The sequence below is a fragment of the Variovorax sp. ZS18.2.2 genome (assembly GCF_024701975.1).
Classification (GTDB): Bacteria; Pseudomonadota; Gammaproteobacteria; order Burkholderiales; family Burkholderiaceae_C; genus Variovorax.
Map to the genome: position 1 here is coordinate 35,638 of NZ_JANLNM010000006.1, position 21,712 is coordinate 57,349.

Annotated in this window: 23 protein-coding genes; 13 read left to right on the plus strand and 10 right to left on the minus strand. The window is 68.1% G+C overall.

What is annotated here, in order from left to right; genetic code table 11:
• Positions 1–141: 141 nt before the first annotated feature.
• Genes NU688_RS21700 through NU688_RS21730 form a run of 7 tightly spaced genes read left to right on the plus strand, consistent with a single transcriptional unit; the run spans position 142 to position 6,829 of the window.
• Positions 142–1,008 (plus strand): dioxygenase, encoded by an 867-nt coding sequence (locus NU688_RS21700; protein ID WP_257862874.1) that lies wholly within the window; start codon positions 142–144, stop codon positions 1,006–1,008.
• Between the two features lie 22 nt (positions 1,009–1,030).
• The gene (locus NU688_RS21705) at positions 1,031–1,795 is read left to right on the plus strand and encodes an SDR family NAD(P)-dependent oxidoreductase (RefSeq protein WP_257862875.1); all 765 of its coding nucleotides are present in this window, start codon (positions 1,031–1,033) and stop codon (positions 1,793–1,795) included.
• Entirely contained in the window at positions 1,792–2,682 is an 891-nt protein-coding gene (locus NU688_RS21710; RefSeq protein WP_257862876.1) for a 3-keto-5-aminohexanoate cleavage protein, read from the plus strand. Before NU688_RS21705 ends, NU688_RS21710 begins: the two co-directional genes overlap by 4 nt.
• Positions 2,683–2,685: 3 nt before the next feature.
• A complete protein-coding gene (locus tag NU688_RS21715; RefSeq protein WP_257862877.1) occupies positions 2,686–3,702 on the plus strand; it encodes a zinc-binding alcohol dehydrogenase family protein in 1,017 nt (338 codons plus the stop codon).
• Positions 3,703–3,731: 29 nt separating this feature from the next.
• Positions 3,732–4,088 carry a cupin domain-containing protein gene (locus NU688_RS21720; RefSeq protein ID WP_257862878.1) on the plus strand — a complete coding sequence of 119 codons (357 nt, stop codon included), beginning with the start codon at positions 3,732–3,734 and terminating at the stop codon, positions 4,086–4,088.
• 57 nt (positions 4,089–4,145) lie between these two features.
• Positions 4,146–5,147, plus strand: a complete 1,002-nt coding sequence (locus tag NU688_RS21725; protein WP_257862879.1) for a tripartite tricarboxylate transporter substrate binding protein — start codon at positions 4,146–4,148, stop codon at positions 5,145–5,147.
• Between the two features lie 2 nt (positions 5,148–5,149).
• Positions 5,150–6,829, plus strand: a complete 1,680-nt coding sequence (locus NU688_RS21730) for an amidohydrolase (RefSeq protein ID WP_257862880.1) — start codon at positions 5,150–5,152, stop codon at positions 6,827–6,829.
• Here NU688_RS21730 and NU688_RS21735 read toward each other — a convergent pair.
• From NU688_RS21735 to NU688_RS21745, 3 genes are read right to left on the minus strand one after another with little or no spacing between them, the layout of a single operon-like run.
• The gene (locus NU688_RS21735) at positions 6,772–7,266 is read right to left on the minus strand and encodes a RidA family protein (protein WP_257862881.1); all 495 of its coding nucleotides are present in this window, start codon (positions 7,264–7,266) and stop codon (positions 6,772–6,774) included. The genes NU688_RS21730 and NU688_RS21735 overlap by 58 nt on opposite strands.
• 17 nt (positions 7,267–7,283) lie before the next feature.
• The gene (locus NU688_RS21740; RefSeq protein WP_257862882.1) at positions 7,284–7,871 is read right to left on the minus strand and encodes a uracil-DNA glycosylase family protein; all 588 of its coding nucleotides are present in this window, start codon (positions 7,869–7,871) and stop codon (positions 7,284–7,286) included.
• Between the two features lie 16 nt (positions 7,872–7,887).
• Positions 7,888–8,718: an oxaloacetate decarboxylase gene (locus NU688_RS21745; protein WP_257862883.1), complete on the minus strand. Its 831-nt coding sequence runs from the start codon at positions 8,716–8,718 to the stop codon at positions 7,888–7,890.
• A gap of 98 nt (positions 8,719–8,816) precedes the next feature.
• Here NU688_RS21745 and NU688_RS21750 point away from each other — a divergent pair, with 98 nt between their 5' ends.
• Positions 8,817–9,275, plus strand: coding sequence for a hypothetical protein (locus NU688_RS21750; protein ID WP_257862884.1), 459 nt, complete (start codon positions 8,817–8,819; stop codon positions 9,273–9,275).
• An 8-nt stretch (positions 9,276–9,283) separates the two neighbouring features.
• Here the strand turns inward: NU688_RS21750 and NU688_RS21755 are convergent, their stop codons facing one another.
• From NU688_RS21755 to NU688_RS21775, 5 genes are all read right to left on the minus strand, one after another.
• The gene (locus NU688_RS21755) at positions 9,284–9,877 is read right to left on the minus strand and encodes a hypothetical protein (protein WP_257862885.1); all 594 of its coding nucleotides are present in this window, start codon (positions 9,875–9,877) and stop codon (positions 9,284–9,286) included.
• Positions 9,878–9,958: 81 nt separating this feature from the next.
• A complete protein-coding gene (locus tag NU688_RS21760) occupies positions 9,959–10,339 on the minus strand; it encodes a helicase SNF2 (RefSeq protein WP_257862886.1) in 381 nt (126 codons plus the stop codon).
• Positions 10,340–10,580: 241 nt separating this feature from the next.
• Positions 10,581–11,018: a VOC family protein gene (locus NU688_RS21765; protein ID WP_257862887.1), complete on the minus strand. Its 438-nt coding sequence runs from the start codon at positions 11,016–11,018 to the stop codon at positions 10,581–10,583.
• A gap of 25 nt (positions 11,019–11,043) precedes the next feature.
• Positions 11,044–12,279 carry a CaiB/BaiF CoA-transferase family protein gene (locus tag NU688_RS21770; RefSeq protein ID WP_257862888.1) on the minus strand — a complete coding sequence of 412 codons (1,236 nt, stop codon included), beginning with the start codon at positions 12,277–12,279 and terminating at the stop codon, positions 11,044–11,046.
• A 6-nt stretch (positions 12,280–12,285) separates the two neighbouring features.
• The gene (locus NU688_RS21775; protein WP_257862889.1) at positions 12,286–13,485 is read right to left on the minus strand and encodes an acyl-CoA dehydrogenase; all 1,200 of its coding nucleotides are present in this window, start codon (positions 13,483–13,485) and stop codon (positions 12,286–12,288) included.
• Positions 13,486–13,670: 185 nt separating this feature from the next.
• Here NU688_RS21775 and NU688_RS21780 point away from each other — a divergent pair, with 185 nt between their 5' ends.
• The 5 genes from NU688_RS21780 (at position 13,671) to NU688_RS21800 (ending at position 19,179) form a co-directional block, all read left to right on the plus strand.
• Positions 13,671–14,573: a LysR substrate-binding domain-containing protein gene (locus NU688_RS21780; RefSeq protein WP_257862890.1), complete on the plus strand. Its 903-nt coding sequence runs from the start codon at positions 13,671–13,673 to the stop codon at positions 14,571–14,573.
• A gap of 11 nt (positions 14,574–14,584) precedes the next feature.
• A complete protein-coding gene (locus NU688_RS21785; protein WP_257862891.1) occupies positions 14,585–15,520 on the plus strand; it encodes a GyrI-like domain-containing protein in 936 nt (311 codons plus the stop codon).
• A gap of 132 nt (positions 15,521–15,652) precedes the next feature.
• Positions 15,653–16,144 (plus strand): helix-turn-helix domain-containing protein, encoded by a 492-nt coding sequence (locus tag NU688_RS21790; RefSeq protein ID WP_257862892.1) that lies wholly within the window; start codon positions 15,653–15,655, stop codon positions 16,142–16,144.
• 159 nt (positions 16,145–16,303) lie between these two features.
• The gene (locus NU688_RS21795) at positions 16,304–17,026 is read left to right on the plus strand and encodes a 2OG-Fe(II) oxygenase (RefSeq protein ID WP_257862893.1); all 723 of its coding nucleotides are present in this window, start codon (positions 16,304–16,306) and stop codon (positions 17,024–17,026) included.
• Positions 17,027–17,211: 185 nt separating this feature from the next.
• Entirely contained in the window at positions 17,212–19,179 is a 1,968-nt protein-coding gene (locus NU688_RS21800) for an adenylate/guanylate cyclase domain-containing protein (protein ID WP_257862894.1), read from the plus strand.
• Between the two features lie 7 nt (positions 19,180–19,186).
• On the opposite strand, the gene NU688_RS21805 is transcribed toward NU688_RS21800, so the two are convergent.
• Together NU688_RS21805 and NU688_RS21810 are read right to left on the minus strand one after the other, a co-directional pair.
• A complete protein-coding gene (locus NU688_RS21805) occupies positions 19,187–19,618 on the minus strand; it encodes a YbaY family lipoprotein (protein WP_257862895.1) in 432 nt (143 codons plus the stop codon).
• 8 nt (positions 19,619–19,626) lie between these two features.
• Positions 19,627–21,621, minus strand: a complete 1,995-nt coding sequence (locus NU688_RS21810; RefSeq protein WP_257862896.1) for an acetoacetate--CoA ligase — start codon at positions 21,619–21,621, stop codon at positions 19,627–19,629.
• Positions 21,622–21,712 lie beyond the last annotated feature (91 nt).

Sequence of the window (21,712 nt, forward strand, 5' to 3'; positions counted from 1 at the left end):
TTGATGCAAACGATTGTCGCGCCGGTCAGGTGCTGCAGGCAGCTTTCTTCCATTCCCGGACTTCCGAAAGAGGTCATTTTACTTTTTGATGGTTTGGACTAAGATCATGCAAACGATTGCAAAGACCTGCGAACACCCGCCATGAACATCGCCACCTCTCCCGACTCGGTGCTCGGCTTCGCGCTGGACGCCATGAAACACACGCCCGATGCGCGGCTGCGCACCGTGATGGATGCGCTCACGCGCCACCTGCATGCCTTCGTCCAGGAGGTGAAGCTGACCGAGGAGGAGTTCGAGCAGGCGCTCGAATTCATCGTCGCCATCGGCCACGCCACGGGCGAGACCAAGAACGAGGTGGTGCTGGCGGCCGACATCCTGGGCATCTCCTCCGTGGTGGCGCTGCAGAACAATCAGGACCCGCAGGGCGAATCGCCCGCCGCGCTGCTCGGCCCCTTCTGGCGCGCGAACTCGCCGGCCTGCGCGCCGGGCGACAACATCGCGCGCTCGGGCACGCCGGGCATTCCGCTGGCGGTGGCGGGCACGGTGCGCGACGCCCGCGGCCAGCCGGTGGCCGGGGCCACGGTCGACGTGTGGCAGGCCTCGCCCATCGGCCTCTACGAGAACCAGGACCCGACGCAGGAAGACATGAACCTGCGCGGCCGCTTCACCACCGACGCCGAGGGTCGCTTTCACCTTCGCAGCGTGCGGCCGGCCGGCTACCCGGTGCCGACCGACGGGCCCTGCGGCGTGCTGCTGCGCGCGCAGCAGCGCCACCCCAACCGGCCCGCGCACCTGCACTTCATGGTGAGCAAGCCGGGGCACAAGGTGCTGGTCACGCAGGTGTTCGCCGATGACGACGAGAACCTGGAGAGCGACCCGACCTTCGGCGTGACACGCCGGCTGATCGGCCGCTTCGCGCTCGCGCCCGACGGCAAGACCACCAGCCTGCAGTACGACTTCCAGCTCGAACCCGGCGAGATGAAGTTCCCCCGTCCACCGATCCCCTGAACCCACCACTCCTCTTCACGCCATGAGCTTCGATCCTGTTTCCCGACTCGACGGCAAGGTCGCCGTCATCACCGGCGGCCTCGGCGCCATCGGCTATGCAACGGCCACGCGCCTGGCCGCGCTCGGCGCCACCTGCGTGCTGCTGCACCGCAAGGGTGACGATGCCGGTGCACGCGCGGCCGCCCTCCCCTCCGCCGACGGACAGCGCCACACGGCGATTCGCGCCGACATCGTCGACACGCCGAGCCTGCACGCCGCGGCCGCCGAGGTGAAAGCCACGCTGGGCCGCTGCGACATCCTCGTCAACAGCGCGGGGCATACGCAGCCCATTCCCGCCGGGGACCTCGACGCGCTGACCGACGCGCTCATCGATGACCTGCTGCGCGCCAACTTCCGCGGCGTGTTCGCGACCATCCGCGCCTTCGCACCGATGCTCAGGGAAAGCGGCGATGGCCTCGTCGCCAACGTCTCGTCCATCGCGGGCTTCACCGGCGTGGGCAGCAACCTCGCGTACGTCGCGGCCAAGGCAGGCCTGGACGTGGTGGGCGATGCGCTGGCCAAGGCGCTAGCGCCCGCCGTGCGCGTGGTGTCGGTATCGCCGGGCGCGGTCGAGTCGGGCTTCGTGCCGGGGCGCGGTGCGGAGTTCGCGAACAAGATGGCCAGCACCACGCCGCTCGGACGCATCGGCAGGCCCGACGACGTGGCCGCGACGATCGAAGCGCTCGCGACGACGCTGCGCTTCGTCACCGGCACGCGCATCGTGGTCGATGGAGGGCGTCACCTGTGAGCAGCGGCAAGACCCTCATCACCTGCGCCGTCACGGGCAACCTCGTGAAGCCCGAGCAGACGCCGCACCTGCCGATCACGCCGGTGCAGATCGCCGACGAATGCCTCGCCGCCGCGGCGGCCGGCGCCGCACAGGTCCATATCCATGTGCGCCATCCCGAGACCGGCAAGCCCTCGATGGAAGTCGAGCTCTACCGCGAGGTGGTCGACCGCATCCGCCGCAGCAACCGCGAGTTGATCATCAACCTCACGACCGGCCCCGGCGGGCGCTACATCCCGAGCGAGGACGACCCGAAGATCGCCGCGCCCGGCACCACGCTGCTGCCGCCCGAAAAGCGCGTGGAACACATCGCGCTCATCAAACCCGACGTGTGTTCGCTCGACCTCAACACCATGAACTCCGGCCCCGACGTGGTAATGAACACGCCGAAGAACGTGCGCCGCATGGCCAAGGTGATCCGCGAGGCGGGCGTGAAGCCCGAGCTGGAGATATTCGACTCGGGCGACATCCACCTCGCGCTCGACCTCATCGCCGACGGCACGCTAGACGGCCCCGCGATGTGGACCTTCGTGCTCGGCGTGAAGTATGGCTTCGCGCCCACGCCCGAGACGCTGCTCTATGCCCGCAACATGCTGCCGCGCGGTGCGTTCTGGAGCGCTTTCGGCATCGGGCGCATGGAGTTCCCGATCGTCGCGCAAGCCTGGTTGCTCGGTGGCCACGTGCGCGTCGGCATGGAAGACAACATCTACCTGGAGAAAGGCGTGCTCGCCGAGAGCAATGCGCAGCTCGTGGCGAAGGCGCGCGGCATTTTGCAGAGCCTGGGCGGCGAGATCGCCAACCCGCGCGAGGCGCGCGCCATGCTGGGCCTGCCCGATGCAAGGAGCTGATCGATGAACGTTGCAGCCATGCACACGGCCCATGCCTCGCACGCCTCCCGCGCACTGCGCGTGAACGAGAAGGCCGCGAACCTCGACGCACTGCGGCTCGAGGCCGCGCCGCAGTCCGAACCCACGCCGCCGCCGGGGCACGCCGTGGTGCGCGTCGCCGCCGCCGCAGTCAACCCGAGCGACGTGAAGGCGACGCTGGGCATCATGCCCCAGGCCGCGTGGCCGCGCACCCCGGGTCGCGACTTCGCGGGCACGGTGGTGAGCGGTCCGGCCGAATGGATCGGCCGCGAGGTCTATGGCTCGGGCGGTGACATCGGCATCACCCGCGATGGTTCGCACGCGCGCTACCTCGTGCTGCCCGAAGGCGCGTTGCGCGCCAAGCCCCGGGGCATTTCGATGGACGAGGCCGGCGCGGTGGGCGTGCCCTTCGTCACCGCCTACGAGGGCTTTCGCCGCAGCGGCATGCCGCAAGCCGGGCAGACGGTGCTGGTGCTCGGTGCGAACGGCAAGGTCGGCCAGGCGGCGGTGCAGCTCGCCTCGCAAGCCGGGGCGCGCGTGATCGCGGTGCAGCGCCGCGCCGGGCCTTTCGAGGGATTCGCCAACGGCCCGGTCGATGCGATCGACGCCCGCCACCACGCCGACGTGGGCGCGCAGGTGCGCGAGCTGACGGACGGGCGCGGCGCGCACATCGTCTACAACACCGTGGGCAGCGCCTACTTCGAGGCCGCCAACAAGGCGATGGCCAAGGGCGCGACGCAGATCTTCATCGCGACGCACGAACGCGCGGTGCCCTTCGACATCTTCGCGTTCTACCGCGGCATGCACACCTTCGTGGGCATCGACTCGCTCGCCATGGACTGCGTGGCCTCGACCGCGCAGCTCGACGCGATGCGCGAGGGCTTCGAGCGCGGCACGCTGAAGCCCTTTCCCATCGCACGCAGCTTCACGCTCGACGAAGCCATGGACGCCTACCGGCTGGTGCTCTCCGGCAGCACCGACCGTGTCGTGCTGCACCCCTGAACCCCAAGGAACTCGCAAGGAATACCGCCATGCACGTGACCCGTTTCAGCGAAGCGCCGCACTACGAAGCGCCCAACCATTTCGACATGCGGTGCCTGCGCCTGCAGGGCAAGGAGGCCGGCCCCTCGGCACAGATGTGGATGGGCATGAGCCAGATTCTCCCTGGCGGCCACACCGGCCTGGACGGCTCGCCGATGGAGAAGCTGTACCTCGTGCTCGAAGGCCAGCTCCACGTGGTCGGCGAACTCGGCGGCGCGCACCAGGAAGACGTGCTCGAGCCGTACGACAGCTGCCGCTTCGCGCCCGGCGAGAAACGGCAACTCGAGAACCGCACCAACCGCCCCGTGCTGGTGGTGCTGGTGATGCCGAACGCGCCCCCCGGGTAGCGCGCCCCCTTTCAGTCATTCATCGCTCGCACAAACAAATCAACGGAGACAAGACGCATGAAGAAGACATTCCCCTGGAGCCGCCGACGGGCGCTCACGATGGCCGCGGCGTTCGCGGCATTGGCGGCCTGCACGCTGGGCAGCGGCGCGCTGGCGCAAGGCGCATGGCCGGGCACGCAGCCGGTCAAGCTGGTCGTGCCTTTCACGGCGGGCAGCGGCACCGACATCGTCGCGCGGCTGGTGGCCGAGAAGCTGGGGCCCGTGCTCGGCACGAGCGTGATCGTCGACAACAGGCCCGGCGCGGGCGGCACGCTCGGCGCGGCCATCACGGCCAAGGCGCCGGCCGATGGCTACACGCTGCTCGTGCATTCGGCCGGGCACCTGGTGAACCCGTGGATCTACAAGGGCCTGTCGTACGACACGATCAAGGACTTCACCGGCATCACGCCGATGGCGAGCCTGCCCAACGTGCTGGTGACCGCGCCTTCGCATTTCGCGAACGTGCAGGATCTGGTCGCGAAGGTCAAGGCCAGGCCGGGCGGCTTCAACTACGGCTCCGCCGGCAACGGTTCGGCCACGCACATGAATGCCGAGGTGTTCCGCCTCGCGGCCGGGCTTGATGCGCAGCATGTCCCGTTCCGCGGCACGCCCGAGGCGATGACCGAGGTGATGGCCGGGCGCGTCGACTGGTTCTTTGCGCCGATGGTGTCGGCGCTGCCGCTCATCAAGAGCGGCAAGCTGCAGGCGCTGGCCGTGGGCACGGCGAAGCGCTCGTCGGCGCTGCCCGATGCGCCCACCACGGTGGAGGCTGGCGTGCCGGGTTCGGAGTACCTGTTCTGGGTCGGGCTCTTCGCGCCGGCAAAGACGCCGCAGCCAGTGGTCGACCGGCTGCAGGCCGAGGTCGCGAAGATCATGGCGTCGCCCGAGCTGAAGGAGCGGCTCGAAAAACTCGGCGCCGAGCCGTTCACGATGCCGTCGGCGCAGTTCAACAAGTTCATCGTCGATGAAACCGCCAAGGCGCAGCAGGTCGTCAAGGCGGCGAGCATCAAGGTCGATTGAACATGTTGCGCACACTCCTCACGGCGGCCGCAACCGCCGCCGCCTTGCTGCTGCCGCTCGCCGCACAGGCGCAGCCGGCCGACCTTGTGGTCACCAACGCGAAGATCGCCACGCTCGACGCGGCATCCACCACCGCACAGGCGCTCGCGGTGCGCGATGGCCGCATCGTGGCGATCGGCAATGCCGCGCAGATGCGCGCACTCTCGGGCCCGGCCACGCGCACGGTGGATGCCGGCGGCCGCACGCTGATTCCGGGCCTCATCGACTCGCACATGCATGCGGTGCGCGCGGCGCTGAGCTACTCGAGCGAAGTCAACTGGATCGGCGCCGGCACCATCGCCGAAGCCATGGCACGCATCCGCGCCGCCGCCATCCGCGCACGCCCCGGCGGATGGCTGATCGTGGCCGGTGGATGGACCGAGCAGCAGTTCGCCGAACGCCGCCGCCCCACGATGGCCGAGCTGCAGGAGGCCGCACCGGACAACCCGGTGTACGTGCAGCTCTTCTACGAAGCGGTGGTGATGACGCCCAGGGCGCTCCAGGCGCTGGCCGTTCCGGCGGGCACGCTGCCGGCCGGCATGAAGCTCTCGCCCGACGGCGCACCGGGCTGGATGACCGGCGACATCGTCGGCATCTCGGCCCTGTTCGACAAGCTGCCCAAGCCGACCTACGAAGACAACCTGGCCGGCACGCGCGCCTTCTTCACAGAGTTGAATCGCCTGGGCATCACGGGCCTGGTGGACCCGGGCGGCTTCAGCATCGCGCCCTCGCAGTACGCGGCGCTGTTCGAGCTGTGGCGCGAGAAGGCGCTGACGCTGCGCGTGGCCTACAGCGTGTTTGCGCAGAAGCCCGGCGCCGAGCTGCAGGAGTTTCGCGATCTGACGCAGATGCTGCCGATGGGCTTCGGCGACGACATGCTGAAGTTCAACGGCCTCGGCGAACGCGTGACGCTCGCGATGTACAACAACAATTTTCCCGACGCGGCGGCCAAGGAGAAGTTCTACGAGCTCATCCGATGGGCCGCCACGCGCAAGCTCTCGGTCACCATCCATTGGCAGGAGAACGGCTCGGTCGATCACCTGCTCGGGCTGTACGAGCGGCTGAACGCCGAGGTGCCGATCCGCGAGCTGCGCTGGTCGATTGCGCACCTGGACGACGCCTCTCCCGAGACGCTCGCGCGCATGAAGTCGCTGGGCATCGGCTGGACGATGCAGGACGCGATGTACTTCCAGGGCGACCGCGCGCTCGCCGTGCGCGGAGATGCGGCGCGCCGCATGCCGCCCATCGGCTCCGCGTTGCGCGCAGGCGTGAACGTGGGCGCCGGCACAGATGCGCACCGCGTGGCCTCGTACAACCCCTTCGTCGCGCTGCAATGGATGCTCGACGGCAAGACCGTGAGCGGCAAGGCGATGCGCGGCGCCGACGAAACACCGACGCGCGAACAGGCGCTGCGGCTCTACACGGCGGGCAGCGCGTGGTTCAGCTTCGACGAGGCGAAGCGCGGCACGCTCGAAGCCGGCAAGCTCGCGGACTTCGCGATCCTCGACCAGGACTTCTTCTCGGTGCCGGTGGAGCGCATCGGCAAGACGGTGTCGCTGATGACGGTGGTGGGCGGGCGTGTGGTCTACGCTGCGCGGCCTTTCGAATCGACAGGTACGCCGGTTGCCGCGGCGGCGCCTTGATCGCAGGCGGCGATGCAGTCGATCTCGATGTCGAACGGCCCGAACCACGCGGGCACGCAGACGAAGATGCGCGCGGGCGGGTCGTTCGGAAAGTAGCGCGCATAGATCGCGTTGACCGCCGCGAACTTTTCGACCGACGTGCAATACACGTTGCACTTGAGCACGTTGTCGAGCGAAGAGCCCGCGGTCTCCAGGCAAAGCTTCAACTGGTCGAGCACGATTTCAGTCTGCCGCTCGATCGGCGCGTCGACCGGCCGGCCGGTGGCGGGGTCGAGCGGCGGCAGGCCCGACACGTAGACCGTGTCGCCGTGCCGCGTGACGACCGAGGCGGGCGCCTTCAGGTATTCCAGGTAGGTCGACAGGGGTTCGACACGGATGACTTCCTTCTTCATGAACGCGGCTTTCTGCAAAGGGATGCGTTCGATGATGCCGGCCACGGCATCGCCTCGCTTCGCTATGGAACGAAGGATGGCGTGAGCGCTTGCCGCACGCGCTCGCGCAGCACAGGAAGCACATCCCTTTCGAACCACGGGTGGTGCTTGAACCAGCCCGTGTTGCGCGGCGACGGATGCGGCAGCGGAATGAAGCGCGGCGCGTACTCCGCAAAGGCCTCGACGGTTTCGGTGACGCCGGCCTTGCGGGCCGCGCCGAGAAAGTGGCGCTGCGCGTACTGGCCGATCAGCAGCGTGAGCTCGACCCGCTTCATCTCTGCGAGCAGGCGCGCCTGCCAGAGCTCGGTGCACTCCCTGCGCGGCGGCAGGTCGCCGCTGGTGCCGCGGCCCGGGTAGCAGAAACCCATCGGCATGAGCGCGACGCGCGTGGCGTCGTAGAACACCTCGCGGTCGATGCCGAGCCAGCGGCGCAGCTGCTCGCCGCTCTTGTCGTTCCATGGCACGCCGGTGGTGTGCACCGTCATGCTCGGCGCCTGGCCGACGAGCAGCAGGCGCACCGTGGCGCTGGCCTGCACGACGGGACGCGGCCCGAGCGGCAAGTGCACGGCGCAGGCGCGGCAACTGCGGATTTCCGACAGCAGCGCGTCCATGGACGGCTCTTGCGGGCTACTCGGCAAACGAGCGGAAGAACGCGTTGAGTTCGCTGCCTGCTGCGGCGTCGGCGAACCCGTCGAAACGCCCTTGCTCCGCCAGCGTGCGCGCCGCGTGGGTGAACCCGCCCCATGCCGCACGCGCGAGCCCGCCGCCCACGCTGACGCGCCGCACACCGAGATCGGCGATGTCGTTCATCGTGAGCTCGCTCACCCCACCGACCAGCAGGTTGATGGGCTTCGGCGCCACGGCCGCGACCACCGCGGCGATCTGCTCGCGCGTCTTGATGCCCGGCGCATAGAGGCAGTCGGCTCCGGCCTCTGCATAGGCCCTGAGCCGCGCGATGGTGTCGTCGAGGTCCGGTCGGCCCGCGAAGAAATTCTCGGCGCGGCCCACGAGCAAGGTGTCGCCGCCCGCCGCATCGATGGCCTTCCGCGCGGCGCGCAGGCGCTCGACGGCAACGTCGATGGAAAAGAGCGGATTGGCCGCGTCGCCCGTCGAGTCCTCGATCGACAGGCCCGCCACGCCGGTCTCGACCGCAAGCCGCACGCTCTCGGCCACGCCTTGCGCGTCGGATGCGAAGCCGTTCTCGAAATCCGCGTTCACCGGCAGGTCGGTCGCCGCCACGATGTCGCGCAGGTGCGCAAGCACGACATCGCGCGATTGCGCCCCGTCGGCAAAGCCCTGCGACCACGCATGGCCCGAGCTCGTGGTGGCCAGCGCCTTGAAGCCCAGGCCCTGCAGGTAGCGCGCGCTGCCTGTGTCCCAGGGGTTGGGGATGACGAAGCAGCCTTGTTCGTGGAGCGCGCGGAAGTCGGCGCGTTTCTGGGCGACGGTGCGGGTCATGGGGGCCTCATCTTTCTTGCTTGGTGCGGAGGGATGGGTTTTAACGCAACGGCGCGGATGTTGCGCGCCTGCGCCCTTCGGTGTTCTGATCGGCCCCCATGCCCTACGCCATCCTGCTTTTCCTTCACCTCATCGCTGCTGCCTTCTGGGTCGGCGGCATGGCCACGATGCATTTCGCGGTGCGCCCCGCCGCCGTCGCCACGCTGGAGCCTCCGCTGCGCCTGCGCACCATGGCCGCGGCGCTGCGGCGCTTCTTTGTCGGCGTGGACGTGTCCGTCACGCTGCTGTTCGTGAGCGGGATGTCGATGATCCTGCTGGCGGGTGGCTTTCGCGGCCTGCACTGGCGCATCGAGACGATGATGAGCATCGCCATCGTGATGACCGGCATCTATGTCTACATCCGCGCCTCGGTGTTCAAGGCGATGCGCCGCGCGGTCGAGGAAAGCGCGTGGCCGGTGGCGGCCGCGCGGCTGAACACGGTGCGCAAGCTGGTGAGCCTGAACCTCGCGCTCGGCGTGGTGGTGTTCGCCGTCGCGACCGTCGGGCGCGCCGGCTAGGGCCTCCGTCAGCGCTTGGCGGCGGTGCTCAGTTCGCCGAGCAAAGCGCCGTCGACCGGCTTCTGCAGCCACTTGGCGATGTCTTCGCCCAGCGCATAGGTCACCACGCCGACCATGCTGCAGGTGCTGCGCGGCATGCCGAAGTAGATGAACATCTGGCGCTCGGCGGTGAAGCGCGCGGGCGCCTCGCCCTTGCGTTCCAGCGTGCCGCGCAGCTGCACGATCTTCGGGCCGCCGTAGAGGCCGCCCGCATTGGCCAGCAGATCGGTGATCTCGACCTTGAGGACCGGCGCGCCCTCGGCGCTGGCGGTCGTCGGCGGCGCAAGAAGGTATTCGTAGGGCTCGAGCAACTGGTCCTGCACGGCCTGCCTGAGCGAAGCGGGTACATCGCACGCGTCGTCTTCCTTTTTCAGCTGGATGCCCTTGGCGGTGGCGCCATAGGTGACGGCGGACATGACCACGCTGTTGCGCGCAGTGGCTTCAGGGGGTGGGGGCTCGGGGGGCGCCGGCTGGCGCGTGCCGCAGGCGGCGAGCAGTGCGGCGGTGCCCACTGCAAAGGAAAGCCGCGCGGCAATGCGCGCGGCGAACGGGTGGTTGGTCATCGGTGATCTCCCTCGTGAATCGGACGCGCCTCTGGGGACGCGCGTCCGATTCTGCACGGAGAGGCAACGATGCCATTCGACTTACAGCCCGAGCGTGTCGATGCCGTGCGCCACGGCCACGGCCTGGGCGCGCACCGTGGCGCGGTCGAGCGTGCTCGACAGGCGCGGCACGGTGCCGGCCGATGCGGCTTCGGCGTACAGGTCGCCGGCACGGGCGGCGGCAACGGCTTGCGTGCGCACCGTGGCGCGATCGGTGGCGCTCGCGATGGCGACGGGCACGCCGCTCGATGCGCCTTCGGCGTACTGGTCAGCGCTGTGGGCTGCAACGACCGCATCGGCGCGCACCGCGGCACGGCTGGCGGTCGACTGGAACTGCAGCACGCCCTGGTATTCCTCGGCGCTGGCGCCAGCGGCGAAAGCGGAGAGAACAGCGGCGGCGAGGAGGAGCTTGGTGGTCTTCATGGCGGTATCTTTCAAAAGAAGTGAGTTGAGTGAGTCAGTGATCTATCGGGACATTCATCGCTACGTCGGGTGCCGTGTGGCGATGAATGAATTACATCGGCAGGCTGTATCTGCGATGTGTCGAGATCCGGGCCGTTTTGCATGCGCGTGTGTGCGCTTCGCCGGCTGGACACAGTGGCGTACAAATCGGCCCCGCGGGCCGCGCTGCGCTTCGGAAAAGGAGTAGGCGAAGGGCCGGCGGTCAGGCGGCCGCGCCCTTGAGTTCGACGCCGTTGCCGTCGGGGTCGCTGATGTAGATCGACGGCCCGTTGCCCTCGGCACCGAAGTTGCTCTGCACGTCGCCATGCACCGGCACGCCGTGCCGTGCCATCAAGGCGCGAATCGCCGCTTCATCGAAAGGCTCGATGCGCAGGCACAGGTGGTCGACGTTGCGGCCTTCCTTGCCGGCCAATGCGCCGCCTTGTCTGCCCAACGGGCCGTCGGGCGTGACAAGGTCGATGAGATTGGTGCCGGCGCGCAGGTGCACGAGCCCCAGGTCGTCGCGGCGCTTCTCGACCGTGCAGCCGAGCACGTCGCAGTAGAAGGCAATCGCGCGTTCGGCATCTTTCACGCGCAGCACGACATGGTCGATGCGCAGGACCGAGAACGGAAGGCTGTTGTGCGTCGTGTTGTCGGTCATTGCGCGGGTCCTTTCTACATGCGGTTCACACCACGCCCGCCGAGCGCAGTGCATCGAATCGTGCGCCGTCGATGCCGAACTCGGCCAGCACTTCGCGCGTGTGCTGCCCGAGCGCCGGCGGTGCATGGCGCAGCACGGGCGGCGTGGCCGACAAGCGCAGCGGGCTCGCCACGCCGGTGATGCTCGCGATGCCGTCGCCCGCATCGCGCGGCAGCGTGACCGCGAGACCACGCGCCTTGACCTGCGCATCGTCGAAGGCCTGCGCAATGTCGTTGATCGGGCCGCAGGGCACGGCCTTGTCTTCGAGCAGCGTGACCCAGTCGGCGGTGGTGCGGGTGCGCGTCAACTCTTCCATCATCGGGATCAGCACGCCGCGGTGCTTCACGCGCAGCGTGTTGGTCGCAAAGCGCGCATCGGCCGCCCATTCCGCATGGCCGGCGGCCTCGCAGAAACGCGCGAACTGTCCGTTGTTGCCGATGGCCAGCAGCATCGAACCGTCCTGCGTCGGAAAGTCCTGATAAGGCGCCAGGCTCGGGTGCGTGTTGCCCTGCCGCTGCGGCGCCTTGCCGGTGTTGAGAAATGCGCTCGCCTGGTTGGCGAGGATGGCCATGCCCACATCGAGCAGCGCCATGTCGATGTGCTGGCCTTCGCCGGTGCGGTCGCGCACCTGCAGCGCCGCAAGAATGGCGGTGCTGGCGTAGACGCCGGTGAACAGGTCGGTGAGCGCCACGCCCACGCGCAGCGGGCCGCCGCCGGGCACGTCGTCGGGGCGGCCGGTGATGCTCATCATGCCGGTCATGGCCTGGATCATCAGGTCGTAGCCCGCGCGCTCGGCATACGGGCCGTCGTGGCCGAAGCCGGTCACGCTGCAGTAGATGAGGCGCGGGTTGGCCGCGCGCAGGCTTTCCTGGTCGAGGCCGTATTGCTTCAGGCCCCCGGTCTTGAAGTTCTCCACCACGATGTCGGCCTGTGCCGCCATCTGCTGCAGCAGCGCCTGCCCTTCAGCCGTGGCCATGTCGACCGTGACCGAGCGCTTGTTGCGGTTGCAGGCGGTGAAGTAGCTGGCCTGGTCGGTGTCGTTGCCGTCCGCGTCCTTGATGAACGGCGGGCCCCAAGTGCGCGTGTCGTCGCCCACGCCGGGACGCTCGATCTTGATGACGTCGGCACCCAGGTCCGCGAGGATCTGCGTGCACCACGGGCCCGCGAGCACGCGGGACAGATCGAGGACCTTGATGCCGTCGAGTGCTGCGGGCTTGGTCATTCGCTCTTAGTTCGCGAAAGCGGCAATGCCGGTGATGGCGCGACCAAGAATGAGCGCATGGATGTCGTGCGTGCCTTCGTAGGTGTTGACCACTTCCAGGTTCACCAGGTGGCGGGCCACGCCGAACTCGTCGCTGATGCCGTTGCCGCCCATCATGTCGCGCGCCAGGCGGGCGATGTCCAGGGCCTTGCCGCAGTTGTTGCGCTTCATGATCGAGGTGATCTCGACCGAGGCCGTGCCTTCGTCCTTCATGCGGCCCAGGCGCAGGCTCCCTTGCAGGCCCAGCGTGATCTCGGTCTGCATGTCGGCCAGCTTCTTCTGGATGAGCTGGTTGGCGGCGAGCGGGCGGCCGAACTGCTTGCGGTCCAGCGTGTACTGGCGGGCGCGGTGCCAGCAGTCTTCGGCGGCACCGATGGCGCCCCACGAGATGCCGTAGCGGGCGCTGTTCAGGCAGGTGAACGGACCCTTCAGGCCCTGCACTTCGGGGAAGGCGTTTTCTTCGGGGCAGAACACGCCGTCCATCACGATTTCGCCGGTGATGCTGGCGCGCAGGCCCACCTTGCCGTGGATCGCGGGGGCCGAGAGGCCCTTCATGCCCTTCTCGAGCACGAAGCCGCGGATCGGGCCGACCGTGCCGCTTTCGCTGACTTCCTTGGCCCACACGACGAACACGTCGGCGATGGGCGAATTGCTGATCCACATCTTGGCGCCGCTGAGCGAATAGCCGCCCGGCACCTTCTTGGCGCGGGTGACCATGCTGCCGGGGTCGGAGCCGTGGTCGGGCTCGGTCAGGCCGAAGCAGCCGATCCATTCGCCGGTGGCGAGCTTGGGCAGGAACTTCTGCTTCTGCGCTTCGGTGCCGAATTCGAAGATCGGCACCATCACCAGCGAGCTCTGCACGCTTGCCATCGAGCGGTAGCCCGAATCGACGCGCTCGACTTCGCGGGCGATCAGGCCGTAGGCCACGTAGTTCAGGCCAGGGCCGCCGTACTGCTCGGGGATCGTGGGGCCGAGGAGGCCGAGCGCACCCATTTCGCGAAAGATGGCGGGGTCGGTTTCACCGCTGCGGAAGCCCTCGATGACGCGAGGCGCCAGGCGCTCCTGGCAGTAGGCATTGGCCGCGTCGCGGATCATGCGTTCTTCGTCGGTCAGTTGCTGGTCGAGAAGAAGGGGATCGTCCCAGTGGAATTGCGCTTTGGCGGCCATGTGCTGTCTCCGGAAAGAGGGGAAAAAGAGAAAAGAGGGGGATGGCAGCGATCCTAGCCACGCGAGGGGACGGGCGCAAACGATGAATCATCACCCAGATATGCGTTTGTAGAATGTCTTGCAAGATGTTCGAGCGGCCTCGCCATTGGCAAGGCCCCGTCTCCATACATACACCCGAGGCATACATGCGCCGCAAGATCCCACCCCTGCAAACCCTCGTGTGCTTCGACGCCGCCGCGCGCCACGAGAGCTACACGCGCGCCGCGCAGGAACTCGCGCTCACGCAGAGCGCGGTGTCGCGGCAGATCGGCACGCTCGAGGCCTTCCTCGGCGTCGCGCTCTTTCGCCGCACGCGGCACGGCGTGGCGCTCACCGCGAGCGGCGCGGCTTATGCGCGGCAGATCACCAAGCGGCTCGAAGCGATGGAGCGCGACACGCTCGACGCCATGGCGCACCAGGGCGAAGGCGGCTCGCTGTCGCTGGCCGCAGTGCCCACCTTCGCCACGCGCTGGCTGATGCCGCGCCTGAAGGGCTTCGCCGCGCTGCAGCCCGACGTGGTGGTGCACATCGAGACGCGCACCCGCCCCTTTCTTTTTGCCGACGCGGAGTTCGACGCGGCCCTCTACGCCGGCACGCCCGCACAGGTCGAAAACTGGGCCGGCACGCGCGCGCTGCTGCTGATGCATGAAGACGTGGTGCCGGTGTGCAGCCCTTCACTGCTTCCGCGCGGCAAGGCTGTGGCGCCGGGTGTGATCGCGAAGATGCCGCTGCTGCAGCAGAGCACGCGGCCCGACGGCTGGCGCCAGTGGTTCGATGCGCAGCAGATCGACGCGCCCAACGCGCGCGGCGGCCCGCGCTACGAGCTGTTCTCCATCCTCGCCGCGGCCGCATCGCACGGCCTGGGCGTCGCGTTGATGCCGACGATGCTGGTGGCCGACGAGCTGGCGCGCGGCGAATTGGTGGTGGCGTGCGCGCGGCCGCTCTCGGGCGAGCGCAACTACTACCTCGTGACGCCGGAGCGCGCCGACCAGCGGCCGCTGCTCAAGTTCTTCAGCGACTGGTTGCTGGAGCAGGCGCGCCAAGGTTGAGAATGCGCGCCATGACGACGCGCGACAGCCGCTCCGAATACGAATGGCGCATGCACAAGGTGCTCACGCACATCGACGACCACCTCGACGAGGCGCTCGAACTCGCGGCACTGGCCGACGTGGCGCACTTCTCGGCGTACCACTTCCATCGCCTCTTCGCGGCCTGGGCCGGCGAGACGCTGGGCGACTACATCCGGCGCCGCCGCGTGGAGGTGGGCGCGCGGCGGCTGGCCACCCAGCCGCGCCTCTCAGTGCTCGAGGCGGCGGTGTCGGTGGGCTTCGGTTCGGGCGAGGCATTCACCCGTGCGTTCCGCGCGCATTTCGGCAGCGCGCCCAGCGCGTGGCGTGCATCGCACGACTGGTCGTTGCCGTGCGACGACCCCTCATCACGCAATAGCAATCCTGATCAGATCGCCCTGCATGGCTTCACGAAGAATGGATCTCCAACGCGCAATCCTGCGCACGAGGAGCCACCTGTGAATGTCCAGCTGATCACCCGCCCACCCGTCACCATTGCGTACCTGCGCTACACCGGCCCGTTCGGCGCGCCGGTGGGCGATTTCTGGGCCACGAAGGCCGCGCCCTGGATCTGCGCGCACAACCTGTGGTCGCATGCGCGCTACGGCATCAGCCACGACGACCCGAGCATCACCGCGCCCGCGCATTCGCGCTACGACGCCTGCGTGGAAGTCCCCGGCGATTTCGTGCCCGACGGTGGTTTCCAGAAGACGGTGTTGCCAGGCGGGCGCTATGCCTCGCTCGGGTTCCAGGGCCTGCCCGGAGAGATCAACGATGCATGGACGCGCCTGATGCGCGACTGGTTGCCCGCCAGCGGCTTCCAGTTCGACAGCCGGCCCGCGTTCGAGTACTACGGGCCCGGCATGGCCTTCGACGAGAAGACCGGCGCGTTCGAATGCGACATCTGCATTCCGATCGCGCCGCTCTGAACGCGTTTGCGCAGTTCTTTGGAAGGCGCCCGCGTCCATGCGTCGGTAGCCGATGAATTTTGTTTGAATAGCTGCTTTAAACGTATCTCAAATTAGACATTTTCATGAGTATGTCTACTATGAGATACGCATATGCCTTCCACCGCACCTCCAACCCCTCAGGGAGCCAGCCGACGCCTTGAAGCTTTCGGCCGGCGTATCCATGCCCAACGAAAGGCTCTCAAGATCAGCGCCACCACGACAGCCGAGGCCGCAGGCATGTCGCGCATGACGCTGCATCGCATCGAGCGCGGGGAACCCTCCGTCACGATGGGGGCGTACATGAACGCCCTGGCGGCGTTGGGACTGGATGTCGCGGTGATCGCACCGGCCAATGCCGCCAGAGAGGCTGCAACGCCGGTATCTCCGCGCGCACCGACAAAAACCATCAGGGTCGCCGACTACGCGCAGTTGCGCCGCCTTGCCTGGCAACTGCCTGCAAACGCAGAACTCACGCCCGAAGAAGCATGGGGAACCTACGAACGCAACTGGCGCCACGCCGCTCCGTCCGCGCTCGAAGACAACGAACGCCAGCTGCTGACCGAGCTGGCCCACTTGCTGGGCCGGAAGCCACTGGATGTTTGAACGCGCGCACCATCGCCGCGTGGCCGAGGTGCTCGCAGCGCTGAACGCAAAGCTGCTGGCGGACAGCCATTGCCTGTTCGGCGGAGGCACAGTGCCCCATCTGGAATCGCCGTCCGGAAACGGCCAGCACTGCCGGCCCGGCGCCCGGACACTGGCCCGATGCAAATCCCTGTCACCCTTGCCCGCACGATCGACGCCCTCGACTGGCCCCGCATCGAGACCGATCTCGCCACCCGCGGCTGCGCCACCACCGGCCAGCTGTTCACTCCGAAGGAATGCGCCCAGCTCGCGGCGATGTACGACGAAGGCGGCCATCATTTCCGCAGCCGCGTGGTCATGCAGCGCCACGGCTTCGGCCAGGGCGAGTACCAGTACTTCGCGAACCCGCTGCCGCCGCTCGTTGCCGCGTGGCGCAGCGCGCTCTATGAACGCCTCGCGCCGCTCGCCAATGCCTGGGCGAGCGCGATGGGCCAGCCGGCCGACTACCCGGGCGATCACGCCGCCTACCTCGCGCGCTGCCATGCGGCGGGCCAGTTGCGCCCCACCCCGCTGCTGCTGCGCTACGACGAAGGTGACTACAACTGCCTGCACCAGGACCTGTACGGCGATCTGCAGTTTCCGCTGCAGCTCACGGTGCTGTTGAGCCGGCCGGGCGTGGACTTCACCGGCGGCGAGTTCGTGCTGACCGAGCAGCGGCCGCGCATGCAGTCACGCGCCGAGGTGGTGTCGCTCGCGCAGGGCGAGGCCGTGATCTTCGCGGTCAACCAGCGCCCGGTGGCGGGCACGCGCGGCACCTACCGCGTGACGATGCGCCACGGCGTGAGCCGCCTGCGCTCGGGGCGACGGCACACGGTGGGGCTCATCTTCCACGACGCGCGCTGAAAACTCCCGACTCCCGCACGACCGTGCACTAATCCACGAGAAAGCCGAAGTCGCGCAAAATCCCTGTCGCGCCAGGCGCGCCCGCCAGAATTTCCGACACCCAACGATCGGAACGGCGGGCAACCCTGGTGCCGATCCGCGGCCGACCCGCAGCGGATGCGTTCGAGTGGTCGACAGGGAGCTGTATGAACATGAACTCGTCCGGATTTCCGGATGTGGCGGGAAAGCCGCCGTTTGAATCCACCGCCGCGCGCACGCCGCCGGCGGCCGAGCCCGAGGCCCCACCTCGACGCTCACGCCATTTCAGGGTCGACGTGGGCACCATCGTCAGCGCGGTTGCCCTGGCCCAGTCGCTGCTGCTGGTGTCGCTCGGCTACTGGGGCTCGCAGCGGCTGGTGTCGAACATCGGCACCTCCGCGCACCGGGCCGCCCACGACCGGACCGAGGACAAGGTGCTCGCCTTCCTGGCGAAGGCGGAGTCGGTGGTCGGCGCCATCGGCGGCGCGCCGAGCCTGAGCCCCGCGGGCGAACACGCCGACCACACCGCGGAGCTGCTCTGGACACTGCTGCAGCAATCGCCCGAACTCGACAGCCTGTACGTGGCCGACGAAAGCGGCCAGATGCTGATGGCGCTGCGCTACCCGGTGCCTGCGATCCGGCACATCGCGCGCGGCGCGGAATTCACCACCGAGACCTGGCAGTACAAGCGGCCCCTCGGGGCGGAACTGGATGCGCAGCAGCGCTTTGCCACGCAGCGCGTCGAGTCCTTTCGCAGCAGCTACGACCCGACCCGGCGCAGCTGGTTCCAGCAGGCCAACAAGATGCAGGGGCCGATATGGACGCAGCCCTATGTGTTCGCCGCGGCGCAGGAACTGGGCGTGACCTATGCCGAGCCGAGCGAGCGCCGTTCCACCGATGGCAGTCCCAGGTCGCTGGTGGTGGCGGGCGACGTTTCGCTCGGGCGCCTGTCGGAGTTCGTGCGGCTCTTCAGCAGCAACGGCTATGGCCACAGCGCCCTGCTGAGCGCCGACCACAAGGTGCTGGCACGCAGCGACCTGCCGGGCGTGCTGCACCGGCTGGAGCCGCCCGCCGGCGTCCTCGGCACGCTGCACGCGCAGATGCACGTACACATGACGACCGACGGTACCCGGGGCGGCAACGGCGACTCGACCTTCTCTTTCGATTTCGACGGCAAGCGCTACCTCGTGCAGACCTCGCTGATCCCGTCCACGGGCTGGGAGCTGGTGAGCTGGGTGCCCGAGGACATGGTGCTCGGCGATCTGCGCCGCGCGGTGCTCTGGGGGCTGCTGCTGGCACTGGTGTTCCTGGCGCTGGCGCTGTTCATGTCGCTCAAGCTGTCGAAGCTGGTGACCTCGCCGGTGGAAAACCTCTCGCGCATCGCGCGCCGCATCGGCCTGCTGGAACTGGACAACCTGCCGCGCGAGCCCAGCCGCGTGCTGGAGATCCAGCACCTGGACCAGGCGCTTGACGACTCGGCGCGCAGCCTGAAGGCCTTCAGCAAGTTCGTGCCGGTGGACGTGATCAACCAGCTCGTCGCCGAGGGGCATTCGCTCGCACCCAACGGTGCGGCGCGCCGGGTGACGGTGATGTTCACCGACGTGGAGGGCTTCACCTCGATCTCGGAATCGCTGCCCATCGACGTGCTGGTCGGCATGCTGACCGAGTACTTCAACCTGGCGACCGGCGTGTTCGCGCGCTACGGCGGCGTGGTCGACAAGTTCATCGGCGACGGCATCATGGTGCTGTGGGGCGCGCCCGCGGACATGAAGGACGCGGAGTACCGCGCCTGCCTGGCCGCGCTGCAGCTGCATGTGCAGATGAGCGATCTCAACAGCAGATGGCGCGCCAAGGGCCTGCCCGAGTTCCGCACCCGCATCGGCATCCACACCGGCGTGGTGATCGCGGGGGTGCTGGGCTCGAACGACCGGCTGTCTTACACGGCGTTCGGCGACGTCATCAACGTGGCGAGCCGCATCGAGGGCATCAACAAGCAGCTGGGGACGCAGACGCTGGTGTCGGAAGACACCTTCGCGGGCCTGAAGGGGCGCCTCGGCACGCGCCGCATCGAGGAACTGGTGGAACTGCGCGGCCGCCAGACGCGCATGGTGCTCTACGAGCTGATGAAGCCTTGAGCGTCGTTCAGCGTGGCGACGGCGTGACGCGCACCAGCACCAGGTCGGCGGTGGCGCCGCTGCCCTGCGTGAGCACCGGGTACTGCGTGTCGTTGATGAAGAGCAGCTGCTCGCCGCGCAGGATGCGCGCCGACACCGCGTAGCGCATGCGCGGATCGATGCGCGCGGCATCGACCTGCAGGTCGTAGGCGAAGGGCGGCTGCTTGCCGTTGGCCTTGATGCGCTGCTCGGCCAGCGTGACCGAAGGCGCGTCCATGCGCGACACATCGAGCAGCTGGACCACGACCTCGGCCGAGGGATCGAGCGCGATGCGCTCGCGGTAGGTCACAGTGCCGCTCACGCGCAGCGACGACGCAGCGGGCGAAGGCGATGCACAGGCGCTCAGCAACGAGGCGCCGGCCGTGGCGGAAAGCAGGAGAAGGCTGGTGCGTCTTTTCATCCGGCCCATTATGCGGAGGCACGCTCGGCGGCAAAAGCCACATACCAATCGAGGCTTCCCGGGTTGGCCATCGCCTCGCGGTTCACCACCTTCTCGATCGGCTGGCCCAGCAGCAGCTTCTTGATCGGCAGCTCCTGCTTCTTGCCCGAGAGCGTGCGCGGAATCTCGGCGACCTGGAAGATGTCGTTGGGCACGAAGCGCGGCGAGAGCGAGGTCTTGATGGCGTTGTTGAGGCGGGTGCGCATCGCCTCGTCGAGCGCCACGCCCGGACGCAGCACCACGAAGAGCGGCATGTAGCTGTCGCGGCCCAGGTATTCGAGATCGACCACCATCGAGTCGAGCACTTCGGGCAGGCCCTCGACCGCGCTGTAGATCTCGCTGGTGCCCATGCGCAGGCCCTGGCGGTTGATCGTGGCGTCGCTGCGGCCGTAGATGATGCAGCCGCCGTCTTCGCCGATCCTGATCCAGTCGCCGTGGCGCCATACGCCGGGGTAGGTGTCGAAGTAGCTCGACACATAGCGCGCGTTGCCCTCGTCGCCCCAGAAGTAGAGCGGCATCGAAGGAATGGCTTTCGTGCAGACCAGTTCGCCGACCTCGCCGATGACCGGCTGGCCCTGCTCGTTCCACGCCTCGACCGCGTGGCCGAGTTCGCGGCACTGCATCTGGCCCGGCACCTCGGGCAGTTCGCGGTTGCCGCCGACGAAGGCGCCGCAGAAGTCGGTGCCGCCGGAGATGTTGCACCACCACACCGCCTTCGAGCCCGCATCGAGGATCTGCTGCGAGCCCCAGCGCTGCACCTCGTCGGGCAGCGGCGAGCCGGTGCTGCCGAGCGCGCGCACGCGAGAAAGATCGCCGCATTCCTTTGCGACGATGCCGGCCTTCATGCAGTTGGTGAAGTAGGCCGCGCCCGCGCCGAAGAAGCTGACCTTGTGGCGCGCGACGAAGCGCCACAGCACGCCCCAGTCGGGCTTCTCCTTGCTGCCCGCCGGGTTGCCGTCGTAGATGCAGATGGTGGCGCCGAAGGCCATGCCCGAGAGCTGCGAGTTCCACATCACCCAGCCGGTGGAGCTGTACCAGTGGTAGCGCTCGCCGAAGTTGTTGGCGCTATAGCTCGCGCCCACGTCGTTGTGCAGGCCGCAAGCGTGCATGGTCAGCAGGATGCCGCCCTGCCCGTGCACGATGGGCTTGGGGAGGCCGGTGGTGCCGCTTGAATAGACGATCCAGATCGGGTGGTCGAAGGGCAGCCATTCGGGTTCGAAGGCAGCGACCTCGGCGTCGTTGCGTGCGGTGGCTTGCGTCCAATCGACGTCGTGTTCAACCGCGCTCGCTGCAAAAGGTGTCTTCACGAGCAGCAGTTTCTGCACGCTCGGCAATTGGGCACGCAGCTCCTGCAAAACGGCGCTGCGGTCGAGCGGCTTGCCGCCGTAGTGAACGCCATCGACCGCGATCAGCACCTTGGGCTCGATCTGGCGGAAGCGGTCGGCCACGGCGGCCGTGCCCATGTCGGGCGCGCACACGCTCCAGATCGCGCCGATGCTGGAGCACGCGAGGAACGCGACCATGGTCTCGGGCACGTTGGGCATGTAGGCGGCCACGCGGTCGCCGCGCTGCACGCCGAGCGACTTCAGCGTGAGCGCGACCGCGGCGACCTGCCGGCGCATCTCGGGCCACGACAGCTCGCGCACTTCGCCGAGTTCGTTGTCGCTCACGATGGCGGGCATGCCGGCGGCGTGCGCTGCATCGGCATGGCGCAGCACCTCGCGCGTGTAGTTGACCTGTGCGCCCGGGAACCAGCGCGCGCCGGGCATGTGCGCCTCGGCGAGCACCGCGGTGTGCGGCGTGGGCGACTGCAGGCCGGCGTAGTCCCAGATGCTTTGCCAGAACGCATCGAGGTCTGTGACCGACCAGCGCCACAGCGCGTCGTAGGTGTCGAACGAAAGGCCGCGCTGCTCGCGCAGCCAGTTTTGATAGAGACGGATTTGAGGGATGTTGGGAACGGACATGAACCGAGCGTAGCGCTGCGAACGACCGTGCTCAATCGGGGTTGACCTCAGGGTTTGTACGTGTGTTCAACATTTTTGTACAGGCGTTCAA